The sequence below is a fragment of the Nocardia wallacei genome, assembly GCF_014466955.1.
In the GTDB taxonomy this organism is placed as follows: Bacteria; Actinomycetota; Actinomycetes; order Mycobacteriales; family Mycobacteriaceae; genus Nocardia; species Nocardia wallacei.
In genome coordinates this window covers 2,905,346-2,928,278 of sequence record NZ_AP023396.1, presented here as the reverse complement: position 1 = coordinate 2,928,278, position 22,933 = coordinate 2,905,346, and the positions used below count along the sequence as shown (strand labels likewise).

The following is a 22,933-nucleotide window of genomic DNA, read 5'->3' as shown; positions in this document are numbered from 1 at the left end:
GCCGCGCATCTGTGTAGCATTTGCGGCCGAGGGGGTCAAGAGAGCAGCTGGCATCGCGCCTCCTCGTCGAGTCGGAAAGTTTCATTCTCACTAAAGGAGAATGATACATTCGTCACAGAAGGACTGTAGCAACATTCCGACCTCGGCAACACCCTCGGCGCGCGGCCGCAGGGGCACACGGCCGACGCTTCGGCACAGTTCCACAACGCCAATTCGATACTTGCTCCCGGAAGCAATAGGAGAGTGTTGTTCTCCTACAGGAAATCTTGATTCTGCCTGGCAGGTATGGCCGCCCACCTCCGCCGACGAACAGCAGCTGGCCGAACCGGTCACCCTGTGTCGAGGCGCGGCCGAGGTATGAGCGGCGTCAAGGGCATTCGCCGCGGGCGGCGCGCAGGCAGAACGCGGTGATGCGCTCGACGTCGGACTGCGCGGGTTCGGCCTGCCGCCACAGGAACTCCGCGAGCTTGCCGACGGTAGCGTGACCGGCCAGGGAGGCGTCGAATTCCGGGTCGACACTGCCCAATTCGGCGAACGGCTCGTGCAGCAGGTGCGCCAGGCGCACCCCGGCGGTCCCGGCGCCGGAGACGACGCCCCGGCTCGGGCCACTGCCGTTCCACAGCACCGCGCGGGTGGTGGCCGCGATGTCGGCTCCCGCCTGCAGCATGATCGCCGACACCCACGCCCGGACCTTGTCCTCGGCGGTCGCGGCCTTGCCCATGCGGTGCGCGACGTAGCTGTAGAGGCGCTCGGTCCCGTCCTCGAGCAGCGCTACCACCAGTGCGTCCTTGGACCGGAAATGCCGGTAGAAGGCGTCGTTGGACAGCCCGGCCGCGGCCACGATGTCGGCCACCCGCGGCGGCGCGGCGGCGCCGCCGGTGCGCATCAAACCCAGTGCGGCGTCGAGCAATCGGCGTACCTCGCCGGCGTAGTCGGCCTCCCGCCCGGCCAATGACTGCCGCGCGATGCGGCTCGCCACGTCGCGCGGCGCGGTCACGGCCGCACCGCCGCCCGGACCTCGATCATCCGTTCCTCCTGCATCGCGCGCACGAGCCCAAGAACCATATTCTGAGTCCTAAGAAGGATATTCTCACCTCGCGGCGGCGCAGCGCAAGGCGGCACCGATCCCGCTCAGCGCCACGGGCGGTGGTCGATCCAGCCTGGATCATGCCGTCACCGAACGCGCTAGCACGTTTTCGACTCGATCGCGAGATTGACTCCGGAGCGCCCGCATGGAAATCTTATGGACACAAATTGAGAATGTAATTCTCTTGAGAGGAGTGCGGATGCGCGTGCCCCCGCTTCCGGCCGAGCAATGGGACGACCGGACTCGCGCCGCGTTGCGGCCGCTGCTGCCCCGCGAGCGCCGCAATCCCGAGGGCGCCGGACCGGCGATGTCGACTCTGGTCCGCTATCCGGAACTGACCGAGGCGTACCTGAAATTCGGTGTGCACGTGCTGTTCCGGTCCAGCCTGCCGCCCCGGGTGCGGGAGCTGGCGGTGCTGCGGATCGCGCACGTCACCGCCTGCGCCTACGAGTGGCACAGCCACGTCGAGATGGCCCCGCAGGAGGGACTGTCGGCCGAGGACATCGCGGGCGTGCAGCAGGGCCGGCTCCCCGATCCCTTCGACCAGACGGTGCTCGACGCGGCCGACGAACTGCGCGAGCACGCGCGCCTGTCCGACCGAGTGTGGGCCGCGCTCGGCGAGCGGCTCGACGAGCGCGAGCGCATGGACCTGATCTTCACGGTGGGGAACTACATCCTGCTGGCCATGGCCTTCAACACCTTCGGCGTGGAACCGAAGGGCAGCCACGTCCCGGCCGGCACCGCACACAACGACCGAGAGCAGGTGGTCTGAAATGCCCAAGGCATACGTCATCTTCACCGAAGCGATCAAGGACCCGGACGGGATGCGGGCCTACGCCGCGGCCGCGGCGCCCGCGACCGGAGCGGCCGGGGTGCGCGCGCTCGCGGTGGACTCGCGGCCGGAGGTGCTGGAGGGCCAGTGGCACGGCGATCAGACCGTGATCCTCGAATTCGACTCCGTCGAGGCCGCGCACGCCTGGTACAACTCCCCCGCGTACGAGCAGGCGAAGCCGTTGCGGCACAAGGCCGCCGACACCAACGCCGTGATCGTCACCGGCCTGGGCTGACCATGCTGACCCTCAGAGCGGCGGGCCTGCTGGACGTCGATGCGGGCGAGATCGTGCGGCCCGGCGTTCTGCGCATCGACGGCGACCGGATCGCCGGTGTCGGGGGCGCGGCGCGCGCGGACAGCGACGAGGTGATCGATCTCGGCGACGCGGTCCTGCTGCCCGGCCTGATGGACATGGAGGTCAACCTCCTGATGGGCGGGCGCGGCGAGACGGGCCTGGCCTCGAGTGTGAAGGACGATCCGGCGCTGCGGATGCTGCGTGCGGTGGGCAACGCCCGCCGCACGCTACGCGCCGGGTTCACTACCGTCCGCAATCTCGGCTTGTTCGTCAAGACCGGCGGGTATCTACTCGACGTGGCCCTGGGCAAGGCGATCGATCAGGGCTGGATCGAGGGCCCGCGCATCGTCCCGGCCGGTCACGCCATCACGCCGACCGGCGGGCACCTGGACCCGACGATGTTCTCCGCCTTCGCGCCCGACGTGTTGCAGCTGACCCTCGAGGAGGGCATCGCCAACGGCGTGGACGAGGTCCGCAAGGCGGTGCGCTACCAGATCAAGCACGGCGCCCAGCTGATCAAGATCTGCGTCTCCGGCGGCGTCATGTCGCTGACCGGAGCCCCGGGCGCGCAACACTATTCGGACGAGGAGCTGCGTGCCATCGTCGACGAGGCGCACCGGCGCGGGCTGAAGGTGGCCGCGCACACGCACGGCGCGGATGCCGTCAGACACGCCGTGGCGGCGGGCATCGACTGCATCGAGCACGGGTTCCTCATCGACGACGAGACCATCGCACTGATGGTCGAGGCGAACACGTGGCTGGTGCCGACCACCCGGCTCGCCGATGCCATGGACGTCTCCAAGGCCGACCCGGCGCTGCAGGCCAAGGCGGCCGAAATGTTCCCCAGGGCGCGCGCCTCGGTGCGCGCGGCCTACGAGGCGGGGGTGCGGATCGCCGTCGGCACCGACGCCCCGGCGATTCCGCACGGGCGCAACGCCGATGAGCTGGTCGCGTTGGTGGAGCGCGGGCTCAGCCCGGCCGACGTGCTGCGCGCGGCGACGGTGAACGCGGCCGACCTGATCGACGCGCCCGACCGCGGCCGCCTGGCCGAGGGCCTGCTCGCCGACGTCATCGCGGTCCCCGGCGATCCCCTGCGCGACATCACCGTCACCCAGGACGTGCGATTCGTGATGAAAGGCGGCAAGGTCCATGTCGACAAGCGATGACCTGCTCGAACTCCAGCAGGTGCTGGCCCGCTACGCGGTGACCATCACCAAGGGCGACATCGACGGACTGCTGGCGGTTTTCACCCCGGACGGCACCTACAGCGCCTTCGGCGACACCTACACCCTGGACCTGTTCCCGGACCTGGTGGCGGCCGCGCCCAAGGGCCTGTTCCTCACCGGCCTGCCGGTGCTCGAGCTCGACGGCGACACCGGCACCGGCACCCAGCCGCTGTGCTTCATCGACCACAGCACCCACGACATGCGCATCGGCTATTACACCGACACCTACGCCCGCACCGACGCGGGCTGGCGGATCCGCACCCGGCGCATGACCTTCATCCGCCGCAACGGCAACCACGACTCGGGCATCCCGCACGCCTTCGAGCGCACTCGCGGCTGACCCCGGAACGACAAGGAGGACGCCCGTCCGATGCCGAAGGCACTTGCGCCAGACGTCTCGACCTGGCCCGCGGAGAATCCGCGATTGATCGGCAGCCGCTGCGGTGCGTGCGGCGCGACGACCTGGCCCCGCCAGCCGCGCTGCCCGCGTTGCAGCGCCGCCGACATGACCGACCTGCTGCTGCCGCGCCGCGGCACGCTGGTGGCTTGGACGACGCAGGGTTTCGTCCCGAAGCTGCCCTACGCCGGCAAGGAGAACGCCGGCGATTTCGAGCCGTTCGGCATCGGCCTGGTGCAGCTGGGCGAGCAGGTCCGCGTCGAGACCCGGCTGACGACCGCCGATCCGAAGGTGCTGCGCTTCGGCATGGACGTGGAGCTGACGTTCGTCCCGCTGTATGTGGACGACGCCGGTGAGGAGGTCCTGACGTGCGCGTTCACGCCGGTGTGAGACGGATCGGGACGAAGGAGCTTTCGAGATGAACGACGTTGCCATCATCGGTGTGGGCCTGCACCCGTTCGGCCGATTCCCCAAGACCGCCATCGAGATGGGCGCCGAGGCGATCCAGCTGGCGCTGGCCGACGCGGGGATCCGGTGGAAGGATATCCAGTTCGGGTTCGGCGGCAGCTACGAGGTGAGCAACCCCGACGCCGTCACCCGGCTGGTCGGGCTGACCGGGATTCCGTTCACCAATGTGTTCAATGCCTGTGCGACAGCGGCCAGTTCGATCGAGCAGACCGCGGAGGCGATCCGGTCGGGCCGCTACGACATCGGCATCGCCGTCGGCATGGACAAGCACCCGCGCGGGGCGTTCACCGATGATCCGGCCAAGCTCGGCCTGCCCGCCTGGTACGCGGAGAACGGTCAGTTCGTGACCACCAAGTTCTTCGGGATCAAGGCGAATCGCTATATCCACGAGCACAACATCTCCCAGCGCACCCTCGCCAAGGTCGCCGCCAAGAATTTCCGCAACGGCGCGCTGAACCCGAATGCCTTCCGCCGCAAGCCCATTTCCGAGGACGACATCCTGTCCTCGGCGGTGCTGAACTACCCGTTGACGCAGTACATGTTCTGCGCGCCGGACGAGGGCGCCGCGGCGGTGATCATGTGCCGCGGGGATCTGGCCGCCCGGTACACGACCAAACCGGTCTACCTGCGCTCCACCGCGATTCGCACGCGCCGCTACGGCGCCTACGAGGTGCACAGCACCTGGGCCGCCGTGGACGAGGACGTCTCGCCCACGGTGTACGCCTCCCGGGCCGCCTACGAGGCCGCCGGCATCGGCCCCGAGGACGTCGGCGTCGCCCAGCTTCAGGACACCGACGCCGGCTCGGAGGTTATCCATATGGCGGAGAACGGCCTCTGCGCCGACGGCGACCAGGAGAAGTTGCTCGCGGAGGGAGCGACCGAGATCGGCGGGCGCATCCCGGTCAACACCGACGGCGGCCTGATCGCCAACGGTGAGCCGATCGGCGCGTCCGGCATCCGGCAGGTCTACGAACTGGTCCTGCAGCTGCGCGGGCTGGCCGGCGATCGGCAGGTGCCCGGGAAGCCGACGGTAGGCTACGCCCAGGTGTACGGAGCGCCCGGCACGGCCGCCGCTTCCGTACTGAGCATCTGAGGGGGCCTGCACTTCCCACGCCTGAGAATTGAATTCTCACAAATCAAAATGGCTAATCTCGTGAATGATGGTGGACACGCGACCTGGACGCGGGTTGTCACGGCATTCTCCGGTACAGTGCGTTCATGTTCTCTCCCAGTGACCGAGGACCGTGGCGCCCGTGACCAGTCCGAGCGAAGAGCCCGCCTGGAAGCAGCGTGCCGTCGAGCGCTCGCTGCGTACCGCGAAGAGGCGCGCCGAACAACGGGTACAGAAGTTCCTCGACGCCGCCCAGGCCATCATCACCGAGAAGGGCACCACCGACTTCACGGTACAGGAGGTCGTCGACCGTTCCCGCCAGTCGCTGCGCAGCTTCTACCTGCAGTTCGACGGTAAGCACGAGTTGCTGCTGGCGCTGTTCGAGGACGCCCTCAGCCGCACCGCCGAACAGCTGCGCGCCGCCGCCGACGGCAAGAAGAAGCCGCTCGACAAGCTGCAGGTCACCGTCGAGCTGCTGTTCGAGCTGTGCCGACCCGACCCGTCGGCCCAGCGCCCGCTGTTCACCGATTTCGCCCCCCAGCTGCTGGTGTCGCATCCCACCCAGGTCAAAGTCGCCCACGCGCCGCTGCTGGCACTGTTCACCGAGCTGATGGAGCAGGCCGAGCAGGCCGGTCACCTGCGCTCCGGCGTGCAGCCGCATCGGGCGGCGGCCATGGTGATGCAGACCGTGATGTTCACCGCACAATCGGCGGGCACGACCGACGACGAAAACCAGAACCCGCTTACCGCCGACGAAGTCTGGAACTTCTGCGCACACGGCTTCACCAAGAAGTGAGAATTACATTCTCAACTTGAGAGAAGTTTGATTACACTCGGTTCATGCGATCGAGTGCACTGCCCGACAGCGAGTCCCGCCCCTCGACGGCACAACGCCCGTACCGGGTGGTGCAATGGGCGACGGGCAATATCGGCACCCGGGCCCTGCGCGGCGTTCTCACGCATCCGGACATGACCCTCGCCGGGCTGTACGTCCACTCCCCCGACAAGGCCGGGCGCGACGCCGGGGAGCTGTGCGGAGCCGGGACCACCGGCGTGCGAGCGACCTGCGACGTGGGTGACATCATCGATCTGGATGCCGACTGCGTGCTGTACATGCCGCGCGCGTTCGACCCGGAGACCGTGGTCCGGCTGCTCAGCGCGGGGGCGAATGTCGTGACCACCTGCGGGCAACTGCATCATCCGGCGAGCATGGATCCGGGGCTGCGACGGGAGATCGAGAACGCGTGCGTGCTCGGCGGCGCCTCGATCCACAGCACCGGCAGCAGTCCGGGTTTCATCACCGAGGCGGTGCCGCTGGTGCTGTCGTCGATCCAGCGCCGCCTCGACCGGCTCGCGATCGACGAGTACGCCGATCTCTCGCAACGCGATTCGCCCGCAATCCTGTTCGACGTCATGGGTTTCGGGCAGCCGCCGGGAGAGTTCGACCAGCGCCGGGTTGATCATGTGGCCGGGAGTTTCGGGCCCTCGCTGCGGCTGCTCGCGGACGCGCTCGGGATCGGGATCGAGACGGTGAGCGCCGCCGGGGAGGTCGCCGCCGCCCGCGCCCGCACCGCGATCGCGGCCGGCACGATCGAGGCGGGAACTGTTGCGGCACAGCGCATCACGGTATCGGCCCACGCCGCCGGGCGCCCGGTGCTGAGTTTCCGCGCCACCTGGTACTGCACCACCGAGATCGCCGCGGATTGGCATCTCGGCGACACCGGCTGGCATGTCTCGGTCGTCGGCGACGCGCCACTGGAGGTCGATCTGCGATTCCCGTTTCCGTTGTCCCGCATGGCCGAGACGTCGCCGGGCTACACCGCCAACCGTGCGGTGAACGCGGTGCCCGTGGTCTGCGCGGCCGCTCCCGGCATCCATACGACGCTGGATCTGCCATCGGTCGTCCCCGTGCTGGGCTGATCGCGACTCACTCCGCGTATCGCTGCGCCAGCACCCGGCGCAGCACCTTGCCCGAGGGCAGCCGCGGGATCTCCGGCACGAACACCACCCGCCGCGGCCGCTTGTAGGCCGCCAGCCGCTCGCCGACGTAGTCGGTCAGCTCCGCGGCCGGGACGGGCTCCCGCGCGGTCACCGCGGCGACGATCGCCTCGCCGTCGGCCGGGTCCGGGACGCCGAACACCGCGCAGTCCGCGACGGCCGGATGCCCGTACAGCACCTGCTCGAGTTCGGCCGGCGCGACCTGGAAACCGCGGACCTTGATCATCTCCTTGACGCGATCGGTGAGCCGGATCCAGCCGTCGGCGTCGATCGAGCCGACGTCGCCGGTGCGGAACCAGCCGTCGTCGAACGCCGCGGCGGTCGCCTCGTCCGGCAGGTATCCAGCCATCAGCGAGGCAGAACGGGCTTGCAGTTCACCGGTTTCCGACGGGCCCACCGGCAGGCCGGTGTCCAGCGACACCACCCGCAGTGTCACCCCGGGCGCCGCGCGGCCCACGCTGTCGAGCCGCGCACCGCCGATCGGGTTACAGGCGATGACCGGCAGTTCGGTGGCGCCGTAGGCGGGCAGCCAGCCGACTCCCGTTCGGCGCGTGACGGTTTCGGCGACGCTCGGGGTCACCGGCGTCGCGCCCCACATGATGTGGCGCAGCGAGGACAGGTCGAAACGCTCCAGCTCCGGATGCGCCGCCAGGGCGAGCGCGATCGGCGCGACCGCCATCTCGACGGTGATCCGGTCGCGCTCGATACACCTCAGCAGCTGCTCCGTATCGAAGCGGCGGTGCAGCCGCATCCAAGCGCCCGAATCCAGGACCGTGACGATATTGAGCAGGCCGAGGATGTGCGAGGGCGGCGTGGCGATCTGCAGGCGATCGTCGGACGTCAGCCCCAGGGCCGCGCGCCAGTGCCGTACGGCCGCGGCGATCGAGGCGTGGGTGTGCCGCACGGCCTTGGGTAATCCGGTTGTGCCGGAGCTGAATACGAGGGCCGCCTCGGCGGCGGGCGGCGGCTCGGGGAACACCCGGTCGCTCGGGGTGATCGGCTCGTCCAGGTGACGGACGGGCAGCAGTTCGGCCAGCACCGGGTGATCGCCCACGCCGTGCGTGGGGCCGGTGAGCCGCAGCGCGTGCTCGACCTCGAGGCGCTTCCACGCCGGGCTGACGAGGACCACCGCCGCGCCGAGCCGCCAGATCGCCAGCACGGCGACCACGAACTCCGGCCGATTCGACGACATCAGCGCCACCCGGGCGCCCGCGCGGACACCGCGATCGGCGAGGTCGGCGGCCAGACCGGCGGCCAGCCGCTCGAGCCGCGCCGCTGTGTACTCGTCGTCCTCGAACGCGAGGACGGCAGGTTCGGTCATGGCGCATCCTCGTCCGTCGGCCGTTCGGCGCGCACCGCCCGTGCCGCCAGGAAATCGTCCACGATGCGGGCGCAGTCGGCCCGGGTGGCGCTGCCGATCCCGGACAGCCGCACGAACACGAACGGGCCGATGAGCTGGGCCAGCACCGAGGCCAGATCGCGGTCACCGAGCACCGCGCGCCCCTCGTCGCTGCCGAACAGCTCATCGAACGGACGCCGGTAGTTATCGATGAACCGACTCCGCAGCGAACCGGCCCGCTCCCCCGCGCCCGCGTCGCCGGGTTCCGCCGTCGCCAGCCAGGCCAGCGTGGTCAGGTGCAGCGGCGCCTCGCTGATCACGTCCGCTTGGCGGCCGACCAGCTCGATGAGACGCTCACGCAGCGTGCCCTCCGTCGGCGCCTCCACCACCGGCGGCAGCAGATGTTCGAGCGTCGCGGCGCGCAGGTGCACCACATTGTCGAAATGCCGGTACAGCGTCGTGCGGGCAACGTGCGACACGCGCGTCACCGCGTCCACCGTGATCGCCTCGGGCCCACCGGTTTTCAGCAGTTCGGCGGCGGCCGCCAGCAACCGGGCGCGGGAGCGCGCCCGGCGCGGATCGACTTCCGCCGGCCGCCCCTCGGCTGTGATCGTGGCCATGAACGCGAGATTCCTCCTCGGTAGCACTGTTGCCGCGCACGCTACTTATGCTACTGCTAGTAGCGTAGCGATACTGTCAGTTTCATTTCTTGGGAGATCCCATGGCCTCGACCGTAACCGGACTGTCGGCCCGGCTGCGCTGGGTGGTGGCGGTCTCCTGCATGGCGGTGGCGCTGGTCGTGGCCTCCATGGCGGCGCTGTATACCGCGCTGCCCGCGATCGCCGCCGATACCGGCGCCACCCAGGCGCAACTCACGTGGGTCATCGACGGCTACACGCTGGCGCTGGCGTGCCTGGTGCTGCCCGCCGGCGCTCTCGGCGACCGCTACGGGCGCAGGCTGATGCTGATCGCCGGACTCGTGCTGTTCGCGGTGGCCTCGGCGGTGCCGCTGCTGATCGACGGGCCGATCTGGCTGATCTCGGCGCGGGCCGTCGCGGGCGCGGGCGCGGCGCTGGTGATGCCGTCCACGCTGTCCCTCCTCACCGCCGGGCTGCCACGGGCGAAACGTAGTGTGGCCGTGGGCATCTGGGCCGGAACCGTGGGCGGCGGGGCGGTGCTGGGCATCCTCGGCTCCGGGCTGCTGATGGCGCGCTGGTCGTGGTTGTCGATCATGATCGCGATGGCCGCGGCGGGCGCCGTGCTGGCCGTGGCGGCGTACACGGTTCCCGAATCGTCGGACTCGTCGCGCCCGCCCTTCGATCCGTGGGGTGCGCTGTCCGCGGCCGTCGCCATCGGCCTGGTCACGGTCGCGGCATTGGAAGCGCCGCAACGCGGTTGGACCGACACGGTCGTGCTGCTCGCGGCGGGCGCGGGGTTGGCCGCCGCCGGGATGTTCGTGCTGATCGAACTGCGCGTGGCTCGTCCGCTGCTGGATGTGCGGCTGTTCACCGGGCGGCGGTTCGGCACCGGCACCGTGTCGGTCGCGGTCCAATTCGCCGTGTCCTTCGGGCTTTTCATGGTGATCGTGCAGTTCTTCCAGCTGATCCTCGGCTATGGGCCGCTGCTCTCGGCGCTGGCGATGGCGCCGATGATCGCTCCCATGCTCGGGCTGTCGATCGTGGCGCCGTGGCTGGCCGAGCGGTTCGGGTTACGCCTGCCCACCGCGACGGGGCTGGCCGTGGTCGGGGCGGGCCTGCTGGCGCTGGGACGGCTGTCGGCCGCGAGCACCTTCCTGGACGTGCTGTGGCCGCTGCTGATCATGAGCACCGGCCTGGGGTTGTCGGCGGCGCCCGCGACCGCGGCGATCATCGACGGCGCGCCCGCCGACAAGCACGGCGTCGCCGCCGCGGTGAACGACGCGGCCCGCGAAGTCGGTGCGGCGCTGGGCATCGCGCTGTCGGGCAGCCTCCTCGCCGCCGGCTACAGCGAGCACATCGCGCCGACGCTGCCGCTGGTTCCCGAACCGGCCCGCGAGCCGGTCTCGAGTTCCCTGGCCGGCGCCCTCGAGGTGACCGACCGGCTCGGCCCGTCCGCGAAACCCTTGGCCGAGTTCGCCGAATCCGCCTTCATGCACGGACTCCAGCAGGCCACCACGGTATTGGGCGTGATCACCCTCGTCGTCGCCGTGGCGCTGGGGCTGTGGGCGCCCGGCCGCGGCGCCCCGTCCGCTCGCGCCGAGGAACCACAGCCGGAGGCAGCGGCGGTCGGGGGCGCTGAGTCCGAAACCTCTTCGTAGACACCTTCTTCCGCGCTGCCGGGGCGGGTGATTCCGTTTTGGTGACGTCCGTTTTCCGGAATGGGGCAGGATCGGGGAATGCGGGACGTGTAACGGGTGGCCTGGCGTGATACTCGTCCGATGAGGAATCTTCCTGCTTTCCCCGCCGCGGACGAGAGTCCGCTCCAAACCTGCCTCCGGCTCCGGGAGATCGCGCCGGTGGTCGAGGTGGAATTCCCGGGCGGCGTTTCCGGTTACCTGGCCCTGACCTACGCCGCCGTGCGCGAAATCCTCAGCGGCGACAACGTTTCCTTCGTCCGGGACCCGAAACACTGGCCGGCGCTGCACGACGGCACCATCCCCGAGGATTGGCCGCTGCGCGCCGTGGTGCAGGGCGAGCATCTGTCGACCAAGGACGGCCGCGAACATCGGCGGCTGCGCGGGCTGATCGGCACGGCCTTCACCCCGGCCCGGGTACGGGCACTCGAGCCGCGCATCCAGCGGATCATCGATGACCTCCTCGACGACGTGGTCGCCGCCGGTGACGGGGTCGACCTGGTGCCGGCGTTCACCGAGGCCGTGCCGATGGCGGTGATCTGCGAACTGTTCGGCGTGCCCGAGCCCGATCGCGGCCGGCTGCGGCAGTGGACGGCAACGCTGTTGGCGCACAACACTTCTCCCGAGGAGGCGTTCGCCGCGCAGAGCGGGCTCATGGCGTATCTGCACGAGCTGGTCGAGCGGAAAGGGCGGGAGCCGGGTGAGGATCTCACCTCCCATCTGGTGCGGGCGCGCGACAACGACGACAAACTCACCGCGGAGGAACTGGTCGCGGTCCTGTGGATCATGCTCGTCGCGGGCCACGAGACCACCGTGCACATGCTCGGATACGCGATCCTCGCACTGGCGCAGCATCCCGACCAGCTCGAGCTGGCCAAGGCGGGCGATCTCTGGGCCGACGTGGTCGAGGAGACGGTGCGGTATCGACATTCGGTGATGATGACCAGCTGGCGCTTCACGGTGACCGAGGTGACCATCGCGGGCGTGACCATTCCGCAGGGGAGCGCGGTCGGTGTGGTGTATCAGGCCTGCGGTATCGATCCGGCCGAATATGGTGACACCGCGCACGAATTCGACATCACGCGAGCACAGCGGTCCGGGCAGCTGGGCTTCGGTCACGGGCCTCGATTCTGTATCGGTGCGGGGCTCGCGCGGTTGGAGGGCCGGCTCGCGCTCGCGTCGCTGTATCGTCGATTGCCAGAGCTCGCGGTACTGGTCGACCCGAACGACATCACCTATTCACCGTCCTTCTTCACCATCGGTCCGTTGTCGATACCCGTCGCTGTCGGCACAGCGCGGTGACGACAGCCGTCCGGTCGGCGGGGCGGCGCCCGATCGAACCCATGGATGGTCGCGATGAAGTGCTGTAGCGGAGTGGGGCAGTGAGGTCCGCGCGCCCGGTTCGCCGGGTGGGTGCGGCCCTGGACAACTGCTCGTATCTCGGGTCGCCGCTGTGGCATCGAGGCAGACTGTGGGTGTCGGACTTCAGCACCGGGCGGGTGCTCGCGACCGACGGGCACGGGGCCGTGGAGGTGGTGGCCGAGGTGCCCGGCCGGCCCGGCGGGCTCGGCTTCCTGCCGGACGACAGGCTGCTCATCGTGTCGATGAAGGACCGCCGGTTGCTGGTGCGGGACCACCGGGGCGCGGTCACCGAGTACGCCGATCTGTCCGCGGTGCTGCCGGGCGACGCCAACGAGATGGTGGTGGACGCGCGCGGGCGCGCCTATGTGGGCAATTTCGGATTCGATCCGGCGGCGGGTGAGCCGATCAGATCGAGCGGGCTGGTCCGGGTCGACCCGGACGGTCCGGTCACCGTGGTGGCCGAGGATCTGGCGTTTCCCAACGGCATGGCGATTCTGTCCCGGGAGGTACTGGTGGTGGCGGAGACCGCCGACGATCGGATCACCGCCTTCGACATCGCCCCGAACGGCGGCCTGATCAATCGGCGGACGTGGGCGGCCTTCGGACCGGCCACCCAGGTCGAGTGGGGCGGCGGGCCGATGCCCCGGCCCGCGGTGGCCCCGGGCGGCCTGTGCGCGGACGCCGACGACGCGGTCTGGGTCGCGGACTGCCTGCACGGCCGGGCCGTCCGCGTCCGCGAGGGCGGCGGCCTGGTCGACGAAATACGAGTCGACGCAGGGGTTTTCGACTGCGCTCTGGGCGGTCCCGACGGCCGAACGCTGTTCCTGTGCACCGCGCCTTCGCTCTTCGAGCCCGATCAGCGCCCCACCCGCGACGCGCGGTTGCTCGCGGTGCCGGTGTCGTGGCCCAGGCAGATCCTGCGGGCTCGCTGAACCACTCGGGTTCCCGGGCGCGGCCGGGCACTCACCAGGACAGATCGGGGCGGCCCGAGTGGTGGGCCTGCTCGTACCACCGGTGCGGGATCGACCAGTCCGGCTCCGTCGACAGGGCAGGCTGGGCCGCGGCGGCGTCCTGCAGCGCACGGTGGTACTCGGCGTAGACCCCGGCCGCCCCGCACGACGCGGAGCCGAGCAGCACGATGCCGCGCATCAGGTGCTTCCACACCACCGATCTCGTGATATCTCGCCACATCAGAGGCCTCCTGTCCGGGACCCGCCGGCGAACCGGCACCGACCATTGATGTTTACCCACCGCACCGAACCGCGTAATCGCTTTGCGAAAATTCGTCGACGGGCGTGGTTCGGCGGGTCAGGCCGTGGTGGTGAGGTCGTAGACGGTTACGCCGTCGATGGTCCGGGCCGGGTAGTGGGCCTTCACCCAGGCGGCGATCGCAGCTGACTCCTGGCTGCCGGTGGTCGCGCCGCGCATGCCGAACATCACCGAGCCGTCGATGAAGTAGTGGATCCGGTGCTGGGCCACATACTGCTGGAACTGCGCCAGGGTGGGCGCCGGGTCGGTGCCGTTGTAGCCGCCGATCGCCATCACCGGCTCCCCGGTGGCCAGCTGATACGCGGCGGCGTTGTCGGAACCGATCATCGCGGCCGCCCAGGTGTAAGCACCCGCGTCGGCCCGCAGCGCCGCCACGATGTTCGCCCCCGGCTTCACCGCCCCGAAAGGCCCGCCCATCCCCATCCCACCGGTCCGCACACCCACACCACCATCCACAGTCGCCCCTGCCGCCCCAGCACCGGACTGCACCCCGGCCCCCGGCACGACCCCAGCACCCGATTGCACCCCGGCCCCCGGCACGACCCCAGCACCGGACCGGACGCCGGTGCTCGGCATCGGACCGGTGCCGGATTGGGGGCGTCCGTCCGGTTGGGCGAAGGGACCGGTGGTGGTGCGGCCGTCGGGTGCCCGGCCGTCTCCGCCGCCGGGGCGGGGGCCGCCCGGGCCGAAGTGACCCGCGCCCGCCGGGCCCGCGGAGGGCATGGCGCCCGAATGCGTATCGGCAACCGTGGCAAGGGAATACGCGGCCGGTCCCGCTCCGGCGGCGAGCAGCGCAAGGGTGACCGAACCGGCGGCGACCACGTTCGGGAGCCGGTGCCGCACCAGCAGAAGCACAGTGCCCGGCACGCCCGCGACCACGATCGCCGGTGCCAGCCACGGCAGCCAGTCCGGGGTGCGCCGCAGTAGCACGGAGGCGAGCCAGACGGTGGCCGCCAGCGCACCCGCGAGGACCAGGTTCGCGCGAAGATCGTTGCGCCGCCGCCACACCGAGGCCGCGCCCACGCCCACCGCGCCGCCGATGGCCGGAGCCAAGGCCACCGTGTAATACGGGTGCAGGATGCCGTTGGAGAAGCTGAACACCACGCCGGTCACGACCAGCCAGCCCAGCCACAGCAGCAGCGCCGCCCGTACCGCGTCCGTGCGCGGCGCCCGCCGCCGCAGCCACAGACCGGCCACGCCCAGGATCACCGCCGCCGGCAGCAACCACGCCACCTGGCCGCCCATCTGGTAAGCGAACAGCCGGTCCCATCCGGCGTCGAAGTTGGTGTTGCCCAAGCCGCCGGTCTCGTTGCCGGTGATCCGGCCGAAACCGTTGTACCCGAGGGTCAATTCGATAATGCTGTTGTCCTGCGATCCGCCGATGTACGGACGGGAACCCGCGGGCCACAGCTCCACCAGCAGCAGGTACCACCCCGCCGACACCACCATGGCGAGCACGGCCGCCACCGATCGGGCGATCCGGGTCCGCCACGGCACCTGCGCCGCGAGCAGATACACCACGGCGAAGGCGGGAAGCACCAGGAACGCCTGCATCATCTTGGCCAGGAAACCGAACCCGACGGCCACCCCCGCCAGCGGCAACCACCATGCGGCAGCGCCCTTTTCGACCGAGCGCAGCACACAGTAGGCCGCGGCGGTCAGCAGCAGCACCAGCAGCGCGTCCGGGTTGTCGTAGCGAAACATCAACGCCGCCACCGGAGTCAGCGCCAGCACCGCCCCTGCCAGGATCCCCGGCCAGTGCCCGCTGGCCCGTCGCACGGCCGCGTACAGCACGCCGACCGCGGCCACCCCCTCCAGCGCCTGCGGCGCCAGCAGACTCCACGAGTTGAACCCGAACACCCGCGCCGACAGATCCATCACCCACAGCGCGCCCGGAGTCTTGTCCACGGTGATCGCGTTGGCGGCGTCGCTGGACCCGAACAGCATCGCCTTCCAGCTGGTCGAGCCCGCCTGCACCGCGGCGGCATAGAACTGGTTGGCCCAGCCACCGGCCCCGAGGCCCCACAAGTACAGCACCGCGGTCACCGCCAGCAGACCCGCCAGCGACAGCCGCCGCCACATGCGGGCGCGCGCGTCCACGGGCCGCGGTCGCTCGGCGGGCACTTCCACAGATTCCAGCACGGTCGAAGTCACCGGTCCGATCCTGCTCACCCATCGTGGCCGCCGCCTGCGCCCGAGCTGTGGATTTCCTGGGAGCCCCGGCGATGAATTCCGGGTAGCTCTGTAGTCGAAGCTTCTGTACAGATCGGCAGACAGGAGTCGGACCATGGCGGTAATCGAGGATGTCAGCCCGCTGGGGGCCGAGTTGGAGCGCTCGTACCGGGTCTATGTCCACGGCAGGTTGAAGTTTCGTGTCAAGCAGATCGTCTACGTGGCGTTCTCCCTGGACGAGACCGTGATGGGTTTCGCGTTCCCCAAGGAGGAGCGAGCGGCGTTCGTCGCGAACGAGCCGCACAAGTTCCAGCTGCCGTCGGCATCGGACATGCGTTTCAACTGGATCCACGCCGACCTCGCGGCCCTGGACCCGGCCGAAGCCCGGGAACTCGTCGTCGACGCCTGGCGCATGGTCGTCCCCCGGAAACTCTCCCGCGCCTACGACCTGGCGCATCCGGGCGGGCTCTGAGGCTTGATGCCGCCGTGGGTTGGGTGCGCGTGAGCCGGGTATACGGCGCGCATAACTCACGATTGGAGGTTTCGTTATGAAGACTTGGCTCACACGCCTCGGCATCGGGGCGGCGATGGCCACCGCGGTCGCGACCGCGGGCGCCGGTCAGGCCGCAGCAGCACCGGCCACCGTCTCGATCGATGGGAACATGCAGGTATTGGGCTTGAGCATCCTGCACGTCGATGCCGCGGGCACCGGCGACGGACCGGCCGCCGGGACGTACACCGCAACCGGACGATTCGGGAACATGCCACTGCCGGTCAAGGTCACCGGGCCGGTCACCTGCCTGCGAGTCGCGGGTGACACGGTCTCGCTGGTGTACCCGATCTCCACCGCCCAGCCGGTGATGGTCTTCGCGCCCGATTCGATGGCCATTCAGGTGACTCTGACGAAGGGTCGAGGCGGCGCGCCCAACATGATCGGATACGGGATCCCGATGCCGGTCAACTCGTTCCGCGACCGCCAGCCGGGGCCCACCCCGATGGTGTTCGACGGAACGATCGATATCAGCTGACCACACGCCGGTTCGGCGCGGACATGGACCGAAGCGACCATGTCCGCGCCGCAGCTGTCCTGATAAGGGGGTTTGACGGCCGATCAGGCGGGGTGCGCACGACCGTCCCGGCTCGATACTGACGGTGTTTCAGCGCATCGATGAAAGGCCGCCATGTCCTCCCCCACCATCGTTCTCGTGCACGGCGCGTTCGCCGACGCCTCCAGCTGGTCTCCGGTTGTCGAGCGGCTACTCGCCAAGGGCCTGTCCGTCGCCGCGCCATCGGTGTTCAACCGGAGCCTGTCCGCCGACGCCGCGTACATCCGGTCCTTCGCCGAACAGATCGACGGCCCGGTGCTCTTGGCCGGGCACTCGTACGGCGGCGCGGTCATCACCGTCGCGGGCCTCGCCGAGAACGTCGCCGGACTGGTGTACGTCTCCGGATACGCCCTCGACGAAGGCGAGAGCCTCGGGCAGTTGCAAGGCGGATTTCCCGATTCCGAACTCGCCGCCCACCTGGTCTACTCGCCCTACCCCGCCGACGGCGAGCCCGGCACCGATGTCTCGGTCGAGGTCGACGCCTTCCCCGAGATCTTCGCGGCCGGTCTGGACCGCGGGCGCGCCGCGGTGCTGGCCGTCTCGCAGCGCCCGCTGGCCGCCGCCGCCTTCGCCGAGCCCGCCACCGCCGCGGCCTGGAAGACCAAGCCGGGCTGGGGCATCGTCTCCACCGCTGACCGCACCATCAACCCCGACGTGGAGCGATTCGGCTACCGGCGCGCCGGGCTGCGCTCGGTCACCGAGATCGACGGCCCGCACCTGATCATGCAGACCCACCCCGACGAAGTGACCGCCGTGCTCACCGCCGCCGTCACCGAGTTGTCCTGAACCGCTTCGTTTCCGGCGTCCGAGAAAGGGCCACCTCGTCATGACCACCGTAGTCCTCGTCCACGGCGCCTTCGCCGATTCCTCCAGCTGGAACGGCGTCGTGGAACGCCTTACCGCCCAAGGGCATTCGGTGCTCGCCGCCGCCAATCCGCTGCGCGGGCTGGACTCCGATGCCGCCTATGTCGCCTCGGTCCTCGACACCGTGGCCGATCGGTGCGTACTGGCCGGGCATTCCTATGGCGGCAGCGTGATCACCGTTGCGGCACAAGGCAAGCCGAATGTCAGCGCCCTGGTCTACATCGCGGCGTTCATCCCCGACATCGGCGAGAGCGCCCTCGAACTGACCGACAAGTTTCCCGGCTCGACCCTCGGCCCGACCACCCGGCCCGCCGAGTATCCGCTGGCCGACGGCACCACCGGAACCGAGCTCTACATCCGTCAGGACGAGTTCCCCGGCCAGTTCGCCGCCGATGTCGACCCGGCCACCGCGCAGCTGATGGCAGCCACCCAGCGCCCGGTGGCTCTCGCCGCCTTGCAGCAGCCCGCCACCGCGGCGGCCTGGCGGACGCTTCCCACCTACGCCCTGCTCACCACCGGCGACAAGAACATCCCGATCGAGGCGCAGCGATACATGGCCGACCGCGCGGACGCGATCAGCATCGAAACGCCGGCGTCCCACGCGGTGGCGGTATCGCGCCCGGCCGAAGTCGCCGACCTGATCGGCCGAGCCGCCGCGCGGTAGCCGATCAGCCACCTCCGCGGCCGCGAGGGGATTATCGTCACGGTGGCCGAGCACATCCCGAACGAAGGAGACACCGTGAGCACGACGGTGACCGACGCACAGATCCAGGCTCTGGCCTCGACGGCGAGGCCCTTCAGCCTGGCGCTCCTGCAATGGACACCGGAGCGCACCATGAACGGCGCGGACGCCATAGAGCTCGAGCATCAGCGCCGCATGGTGTCGCTTCGTGCCGACGGGGTGATCGCGGTCCTCTGTCCGGTCGTCTCCGACGCCATCGCAGGCGTGGCGATCATGACCGTGCCGCCGGAGGAAGCCACCGAGATCATGGCGGGAGATCCTTGCGTGCGAGCCGGGATGATGCGCTGCGAGGTACACCCCTGCCACGGCTTCCCCGGCGACGCCCTGCCTGCCTGACCATCCGGTCGCCGGGATCGGGCCGGGTGTCGGGGCTACGACACCGGGGTGGTCAAGTCGTAGACCGTGGTGCAACCGACGTCGATGGCGGTGAAGTGTGCCTTCACCCATGCCACGATGTCGGCGCCGGGGCCGGAACGGCCGGGGGCGCGCTGCTCGCCACCGATGAAATAGCGGATTTCGCCGTCGCCGACGTACTTCTGGAACCGGGCGAGGGCCGGGTAGGGGTCGCCGCCGCTGAATCCGCCGATGGCCAGCAAGGATTTCCCGGTGGCCAGCTCGAGGCTGCTGACCTCGTGCGATCCCAGCGCGGCCGCGGCCCAGCGGTTGTCGGTCTCCTCCAGCAGCTTGTTCAGCGCGGCATTGCTCGGCGAAGCACCCGGACCGGTGCGACGGAAGGCATCGTCGCCGTTTCCGATTGCGCCCGAAGGCGTTTCGGTGCCCGGGGCGCCGGGACCACCGTCCCCACCCGGGGTTCCGGTGCCACCGCCGGGCGCGCCGTTCCCATCGTCGTCACCGGCCGGGCGTGGGCCACCCCAACCACCGCGGTCGGTCTTCGGGCCCGAGGTCGGCATGCCGCCGGTGTGCGAATCGTTTACCGCCACATTGTTTATCGCGAAGGCGGCCGGACCACCGAGACCGGTGAGGAGGCCGCTGACCGCGAGCACGGCGGTCCACTTCCCCAGCCGGTGTGCGCCCGCCACGATCACGACCGCGACCACGACACATCCGATCAGCACGACCCAGCGCAGCGCCGGGAACCAGTCGGGTGTGCGGCCGAGCAGGACGAAGGCCCACACACCCGTCACGGCCGACATCAGGGCCAAGATCACCCGCGAAGTGAAAGATGCTCTGGCACGCCACAATTCGACGACGGACACGGCGATCAGCGCGGCGACGGCGGGAGCCAGCGCCACCGTGTAGTAGGGATGGATGATCCCCTTCATGAAGCTGAAGACGAGACCGGTGACCAGCAGCCAGCCACCCCACAGCACGAGCGCGGCCCGGGTGCGCCCGGTGCGCGGCGTGGCTCGCGTGCGCCACAGCAGCGCTACCAGCCCGATCAGCGCCGCCGGCAGCAGCCAGGAGATCTCGGTGCCCATCGCGTCGCGGAACAGCCGGATGATCCCGGTATCTCCGCCGAACATCGCACCCGGGCGACCACCCGGACCGCCACCGCCCGGACCGCCACCGGGCCCGCCGTTCCCCTCACCGCCGAAGACCCGCCCCAGCCCGTTGTACCCCAGCGCCAGCTGCAACAGACTGTTGTTCGTGGAGCCGCCGATGTAGGGCCGCGAGTCCGCCGGCCACACCGTCCCCAGCACCAGGAACCACCCGGCCGAAACCACCACGGCCACAGCGGCTCCCAGCAGTTTCCAGATCCGCGCCCACAACCCGATGGGTGCCGCGATCAAGAAGGCCGCCGCGAGGGCGGGCAGCACCACGAACGCCTGCAGCAGCTTCGTCAGAAACCCGAACCCGACCGCGACACCGGCACCCGCCAGCCACCATCCACTGCCGCGCTCGATCGCGCGCACCACACAGTAGGCCGCGACCACCAGAAGCAACACCAGCAGGGCGTCCGGATTGTTGTCCCGGAACATGGTGACCGCCACCGGCGTCAACGCCAGCACACCACCGGCGAGCAACCCGGCCGCCGGTCCACTCCACCGCCGCACGGCCGCGTAGAGCAGCGCGACCGACCCGACCGCCATCAGCGCCTGCGGCAGCAGCATCGAGAACGTGCCGAATCCCAGCAGCCGCCCCGACAACCCCATCACCCACAGCGCGGCGGGCGGCTTGTCGACGGTGATCGCGTTCCCGGCGTCCAGCGACCCGAACAGCAGCGCCTTCCAGCTCTGCGTCCCCGCCTGCACCGCGGCCGCGTAGTACTCGTTGGCCCAGCCGAGCGCGCTCAGACCCCACAGATAGCACACCAGTGTCGCCACCAGCAGCGCCCACAGCGCCGGACGAGCCCACCGCGGCTGCTCGGGCGGCCCGAACAGCAGGCGTTTCCCACGCGGTCGCCACGGCGGCGACTCTCGCGGGGCGGTGGACTCGGCCCGATCGGCGGGCGCTTCGGTCGTCGTCATAGCAGTCCTCTCGCGCGTGTCGCACCCATGTTCCGGCAGCGGGCTGGGGATCGGGTCGACGCTGCCTGGGGATTCGCTGTGAGTCCGCCGACGCGCTGACGACCGCATACGATCGGTCGGTGCCCCAGCTGACCGACGCGCGAGCGGCCATCGGCCCGGCGCCGTCCAGTCCGGCGCCGCTACGGCCCACTCCCGATTTCGGTCCTGCCGACAGCCTGCGCGGCTGGCTGGTCACCGTGGTCCTCACCACGATGGCGGCGGTCACCCGGCTGCTGAACCTGGGTTATCCCACCGACGGCGGCACCCCGACCTTCGACGAGAAATACTATGCCCACCAAGCGTGGGAGATGCTCACCGGCAGCGGCGTCGAGGACAACCCGGCCTACGGGGTGATCGTGCACCCGCCGGTCGGCAAGCAGCTGATCGCACTGGGTGAGATCGTGTTCGGCTACACGCCGTGGGGCTGGCGGTTCACCGCGGCGGTCTTCGGAACGGTGTTGGTACTGCTGGTAATTCGCATCACGCGGCGGCTGACGCGCTCCACGATGATCGGCGCGATCGCGGGCCTGCTGCTGATCTGCGACGGCACCAGCTTCGTCGCCTCGCGCATCGGCATGCTCGACATCTTCCAGGCGGTGTTCGTCACGGCCGCGTTCGGCTGCCTGGTCGTGGATCGCGACGAGGTCCGGTGCCGGTTGGCGCGCGCCGACGCCGAAGGGCGCATCGCGGTGAGCGGGTTCGGTCCACGGCTCGGTGTGCGGTGGTGGCGGTTCGGCGGTGGGGTGCTGCTCGGGTTGGCGTGCGGGACGAAATGGTCCGGGCTGTATTTCGTCGCGGCGTTCGGCCTGCTGTCGGTGTGCTTCGATGTCGCCGCGCGCCGCGCCTACGGGGTGCCGCGGCCGTGGGCGGGTACCGCCGTGCGCGATGTCGGTCCCGCGTTGTACGCGCTCGTTGTCGTTCCGCTGCTGGTCTACCTCGCGAGCTATGGCGCGTGGTTCGCGAGCGAGGACGGCTACGACCGGTATTCGGTCGGCAATCCCGCCGCCGGGAAGGGCACGATCGGTGTCGGCGGCAGCTGGTCGTGGCTGCCGGACGCGCTGCGTTCGCTGTGGCACAACCACGGAGAATCACTGAATTTCCATGCGAGCCTGACGAATTCGGCGGGCAATCATCACGCCTGGGAATCCAAACCGTGGTCGTGGCCGATGAGCTTGCGCCCCATGCTGTTCCACTATTCCGACAGCGCGACCGGCAACTGCGGCGAACCCGCGTGCGTCAAGGCCGTGATGCTGATCGGCACGCCCGCCCTGTGGTGGCTGTCGCTACCCATGCTGTCGTGGGCGTTGTGGCGCAGCACGACTCGCCGCGACTGGCGCTACGCCGCCGTCCTCGTCGGCTACTGCGCCGGAATCCTCCCGTGGTTGCTGAACCTCGACCGCCAGATGTACTACTTCTACGCCGTCCCCCTGGCCCCCTTCCTGGCCATGGGCCTGGCCCTGACCCTCGCCGACATCCTCGGCCCCGCCCCCACCACCCGCACCCCCGACGGCCGAACAACCCTGCCCCGCACCGAAAGACGTACCCTCACCCTCCTGGCCATCTCCCTCTACCTCGGCATAGTGGTAGCCGATTTCATCTGGCTATGGCCCATCCTCACCGCCTACCCCATCACCCCCGCCGCCTGGCTCGACCACCTCTGGCTCCCCAGCTGGCGCTGACCCTCACTGCCGCCACAGGCCGACCTCGGTTCCACACGGACGACCGACTATTACATCCACGAGAAACAAGGTCTTTTTCGACTCCGCAAAGAATGCAGATTGTTGTTGCCATACCGGGCGATTCTTGTGCGATACTGGTCTCGGACGCGTCCAATGAGAAGTTCTTGGTAGATGGTGCCGACATGG

At 69.7% G+C, this 22,933-nt stretch carries 23 protein-coding genes; 17 read left to right on the top strand and 6 right to left on the bottom strand.

The features are described from left to right. Nucleotides 1-367 precede the first annotated feature (367 nt). Nucleotides 368-997 carry a TetR/AcrR family transcriptional regulator gene (locus NWFMUON74_RS13315; protein ID WP_187688110.1) on the bottom strand — a complete coding sequence of 210 codons (630 nt, stop codon included), beginning with the start codon at nt 995-997 and terminating at the stop codon, nt 368-370. Between the two features lie 289 nt (nt 998-1,286). Here NWFMUON74_RS13315 and NWFMUON74_RS13310 point away from each other — a divergent pair, with 289 nt between their 5' ends. From NWFMUON74_RS13310 to NWFMUON74_RS13275, 8 genes are all read left to right on the top strand, one after another. Beyond that, nucleotides 1,287-1,859: a carboxymuconolactone decarboxylase family protein gene (locus NWFMUON74_RS13310; protein WP_187688109.1), complete on the top strand. Its 573-nt coding sequence runs from the start codon at nt 1,287-1,289 to the stop codon at nt 1,857-1,859. Nucleotide 1,860: 1 nt separating this feature from the next. Then, a complete protein-coding gene (locus NWFMUON74_RS13305) occupies nt 1,861-2,154 on the top strand; it encodes a DUF1330 domain-containing protein (protein ID WP_187688108.1) in 294 nt (97 codons plus the stop codon). A gap of 2 nt (nt 2,155-2,156) precedes the next feature. Further along, nucleotides 2,157-3,380: a metal-dependent hydrolase family protein gene (locus NWFMUON74_RS13300; RefSeq protein ID WP_187688107.1), complete on the top strand. Its 1,224-nt coding sequence runs from the start codon at nt 2,157-2,159 to the stop codon at nt 3,378-3,380. Then, a complete protein-coding gene (locus NWFMUON74_RS13295; RefSeq protein ID WP_187688106.1) occupies nt 3,364-3,780 on the top strand; it encodes a nuclear transport factor 2 family protein in 417 nt (138 codons plus the stop codon). Before NWFMUON74_RS13300 ends, NWFMUON74_RS13295 begins: the two co-directional genes overlap by 17 nt. A gap of 30 nt (nt 3,781-3,810) precedes the next feature. Continuing rightward, entirely contained in the window at nt 3,811-4,227 is a 417-nt protein-coding gene (locus NWFMUON74_RS13290; RefSeq protein ID WP_187688105.1) for a Zn-ribbon domain-containing OB-fold protein, read from the top strand. 28 nt (nt 4,228-4,255) lie between these two features. Beyond that, nucleotides 4,256-5,398 (top strand): thiolase family protein, encoded by a 1,143-nt coding sequence (locus NWFMUON74_RS13285; protein ID WP_187688104.1) that lies wholly within the window; start codon nt 4,256-4,258, stop codon nt 5,396-5,398. A gap of 160 nt (nt 5,399-5,558) precedes the next feature. Beyond that, complete coding sequence (locus NWFMUON74_RS13280; RefSeq protein ID WP_187688103.1) at nt 5,559-6,212, top strand: TetR/AcrR family transcriptional regulator; 654 nt, start codon at nt 5,559-5,561, stop codon at nt 6,210-6,212. A 44-nt stretch (nt 6,213-6,256) separates the two neighbouring features. Continuing rightward, entirely contained in the window at nt 6,257-7,336 is a 1,080-nt protein-coding gene (locus NWFMUON74_RS13275; RefSeq protein WP_187688102.1) for an NAD(P)H-dependent amine dehydrogenase family protein, read from the top strand. Between the two features lie 7 nt (nt 7,337-7,343). On the opposite strand, the gene NWFMUON74_RS13270 is transcribed toward NWFMUON74_RS13275, so the two are convergent. Beyond that, nucleotides 7,344-8,735: a class I adenylate-forming enzyme family protein gene (locus NWFMUON74_RS13270; protein WP_187688101.1), complete on the bottom strand. Its 1,392-nt coding sequence runs from the start codon at nt 8,733-8,735 to the stop codon at nt 7,344-7,346. After that, complete coding sequence (locus NWFMUON74_RS13265) at nt 8,732-9,373, bottom strand: TetR/AcrR family transcriptional regulator (protein ID WP_187688100.1); 642 nt, start codon at nt 9,371-9,373, stop codon at nt 8,732-8,734. The genes NWFMUON74_RS13270 and NWFMUON74_RS13265 overlap by 4 nt, the downstream gene beginning before the upstream one ends. Nucleotides 9,374-9,474: 101 nt before the next feature. On the opposite strand from NWFMUON74_RS13265, the gene NWFMUON74_RS13260 reads away from it, so the two are divergent. From NWFMUON74_RS13260 to NWFMUON74_RS13250, 3 genes are all read left to right on the top strand, one after another. Next, a complete protein-coding gene (locus NWFMUON74_RS13260; protein WP_187688099.1) occupies nt 9,475-11,049 on the top strand; it encodes an MFS transporter in 1,575 nt (524 codons plus the stop codon). A gap of 120 nt (nt 11,050-11,169) precedes the next feature. After that, the gene (locus NWFMUON74_RS13255; protein WP_187688098.1) at nt 11,170-12,387 is read left to right on the top strand and encodes a cytochrome P450 family protein; all 1,218 of its coding nucleotides are present in this window, start codon (nt 11,170-11,172) and stop codon (nt 12,385-12,387) included. Nucleotides 12,388-12,467: 80 nt separating this feature from the next. Next, complete coding sequence (locus tag NWFMUON74_RS13250; protein ID WP_232111004.1) at nt 12,468-13,379, top strand: SMP-30/gluconolactonase/LRE family protein; 912 nt, start codon at nt 12,468-12,470, stop codon at nt 13,377-13,379. Nucleotides 13,380-13,410: 31 nt separating this feature from the next. Here the strand turns inward: NWFMUON74_RS13250 and NWFMUON74_RS13245 are convergent, their stop codons facing one another. Together NWFMUON74_RS13245 and NWFMUON74_RS13240 are read right to left on the bottom strand one after the other, a co-directional pair. Continuing rightward, complete coding sequence (locus tag NWFMUON74_RS13245; protein WP_187688097.1) at nt 13,411-13,638, bottom strand: hypothetical protein; 228 nt, start codon at nt 13,636-13,638, stop codon at nt 13,411-13,413. A gap of 117 nt (nt 13,639-13,755) precedes the next feature. Next, nucleotides 13,756-15,798 carry a glycosyltransferase family 39 protein gene (locus NWFMUON74_RS13240; protein WP_187689126.1) on the bottom strand — a complete coding sequence of 681 codons (2,043 nt, stop codon included), beginning with the start codon at nt 15,796-15,798 and terminating at the stop codon, nt 13,756-13,758. Nucleotides 15,799-16,003: 205 nt separating this feature from the next. Here NWFMUON74_RS13240 and NWFMUON74_RS13235 point away from each other — a divergent pair, with 205 nt between their 5' ends. The 5 genes from NWFMUON74_RS13235 (at nt 16,004) to NWFMUON74_RS13215 (ending at nt 18,936) form a co-directional block, all read left to right on the top strand. Further along, nucleotides 16,004-16,360 carry an MmcQ/YjbR family DNA-binding protein gene (locus NWFMUON74_RS13235; protein ID WP_187688096.1) on the top strand — a complete coding sequence of 119 codons (357 nt, stop codon included), beginning with the start codon at nt 16,004-16,006 and terminating at the stop codon, nt 16,358-16,360. 76 nt (nt 16,361-16,436) lie between these two features. After that, complete coding sequence (locus tag NWFMUON74_RS13230; RefSeq protein WP_232111003.1) at nt 16,437-16,916, top strand: hypothetical protein; 480 nt, start codon at nt 16,437-16,439, stop codon at nt 16,914-16,916. A 153-nt stretch (nt 16,917-17,069) separates the two neighbouring features. Then, nucleotides 17,070-17,780: an alpha/beta fold hydrolase gene (locus NWFMUON74_RS13225; RefSeq protein ID WP_187688095.1), complete on the top strand. Its 711-nt coding sequence runs from the start codon at nt 17,070-17,072 to the stop codon at nt 17,778-17,780. 40 nt (nt 17,781-17,820) lie between these two features. Then, the gene (locus tag NWFMUON74_RS13220; RefSeq protein ID WP_187688094.1) at nt 17,821-18,522 is read left to right on the top strand and encodes an alpha/beta fold hydrolase; all 702 of its coding nucleotides are present in this window, start codon (nt 17,821-17,823) and stop codon (nt 18,520-18,522) included. Between the two features lie 75 nt (nt 18,523-18,597). After that, a complete protein-coding gene (locus tag NWFMUON74_RS13215; protein WP_187688093.1) occupies nt 18,598-18,936 on the top strand; it encodes a YciI family protein in 339 nt (112 codons plus the stop codon). Between the two features lie 35 nt (nt 18,937-18,971). Here the strand turns inward: NWFMUON74_RS13215 and NWFMUON74_RS13210 are convergent, their stop codons facing one another. Further along, on the bottom strand, nt 18,972-21,029 hold the full coding sequence (locus tag NWFMUON74_RS13210) for an ArnT family glycosyltransferase (RefSeq protein ID WP_187688092.1): 2,058 nt from the start codon (nt 21,027-21,029) through the stop codon (nt 18,972-18,974). A 119-nt stretch (nt 21,030-21,148) separates the two neighbouring features. Here NWFMUON74_RS13210 and NWFMUON74_RS13205 point away from each other — a divergent pair, with 119 nt between their 5' ends. Then, nucleotides 21,149-22,747: a dolichyl-phosphate-mannose--protein mannosyltransferase gene (locus NWFMUON74_RS13205; RefSeq protein WP_232111002.1), complete on the top strand. Its 1,599-nt coding sequence runs from the start codon at nt 21,149-21,151 to the stop codon at nt 22,745-22,747. The last annotated feature ends 186 nt before the right edge of the window (nt 22,748-22,933 follow it).

Coding starts and splice junctions, on each gene's coding strand:
- NWFMUON74_RS13310 (WP_187688109.1), top strand. CDS start 1,287: ATGCGCGTGCCCCCGCTTCCGGCCGAGCAATGGGACGACCGGACTCGC.
- NWFMUON74_RS13305 (WP_187688108.1), top strand. CDS start 1,861: ATGCCCAAGGCATACGTCATCTTCACCGAAGCGATCAAGGACCCGGAC.
- NWFMUON74_RS13300 (WP_187688107.1), top strand. CDS start 2,157: ATGCTGACCCTCAGAGCGGCGGGCCTGCTGGACGTCGATGCGGGCGAG.
- NWFMUON74_RS13295 (WP_187688106.1), top strand. CDS start 3,364: ATGTCGACAAGCGATGACCTGCTCGAACTCCAGCAGGTGCTGGCCCGC.
- NWFMUON74_RS13290 (WP_187688105.1), top strand. CDS start 3,811: ATGCCGAAGGCACTTGCGCCAGACGTCTCGACCTGGCCCGCGGAGAAT.
- NWFMUON74_RS13285 (WP_187688104.1), top strand. CDS start 4,256: ATGAACGACGTTGCCATCATCGGTGTGGGCCTGCACCCGTTCGGCCGA.
- NWFMUON74_RS13275 (WP_187688102.1), top strand. CDS start 6,257: ATGCGATCGAGTGCACTGCCCGACAGCGAGTCCCGCCCCTCGACGGCA.
- NWFMUON74_RS13270 (WP_187688101.1), bottom strand. CDS start 8,735: ATGACCGAACCTGCCGTCCTCGCGTTCGAGGACGACGAGTACACAGCG.
- NWFMUON74_RS13265 (WP_187688100.1), bottom strand. CDS start 9,373: ATGGCCACGATCACAGCCGAGGGGCGGCCGGCGGAAGTCGATCCGCGC.
- NWFMUON74_RS13260 (WP_187688099.1), top strand. CDS start 9,475: ATGGCCTCGACCGTAACCGGACTGTCGGCCCGGCTGCGCTGGGTGGTG.
- NWFMUON74_RS13255 (WP_187688098.1), top strand. CDS start 11,170: ATGAGGAATCTTCCTGCTTTCCCCGCCGCGGACGAGAGTCCGCTCCAA.
- NWFMUON74_RS13245 (WP_187688097.1), bottom strand. CDS start 13,638: ATGTGGCGAGATATCACGAGATCGGTGGTGTGGAAGCACCTGATGCGC.
- NWFMUON74_RS13240 (WP_187689126.1), bottom strand. CDS start 15,798: ATGTGGCGGCGGCTGTCGCTGGCGGGTCTGCTGGCGGTGACCGCGGTG.
- NWFMUON74_RS13235 (WP_187688096.1), top strand. CDS start 16,004: ATGGCGGTAATCGAGGATGTCAGCCCGCTGGGGGCCGAGTTGGAGCGC.
- NWFMUON74_RS13230 (WP_232111003.1), top strand. CDS start 16,437: ATGAAGACTTGGCTCACACGCCTCGGCATCGGGGCGGCGATGGCCACC.
- NWFMUON74_RS13225 (WP_187688095.1), top strand. CDS start 17,070: ATGTCCTCCCCCACCATCGTTCTCGTGCACGGCGCGTTCGCCGACGCC.
- NWFMUON74_RS13220 (WP_187688094.1), top strand. CDS start 17,821: ATGACCACCGTAGTCCTCGTCCACGGCGCCTTCGCCGATTCCTCCAGC.
- NWFMUON74_RS13210 (WP_187688092.1), bottom strand. CDS start 21,029: ATGACGACGACCGAAGCGCCCGCCGATCGGGCCGAGTCCACCGCCCCG.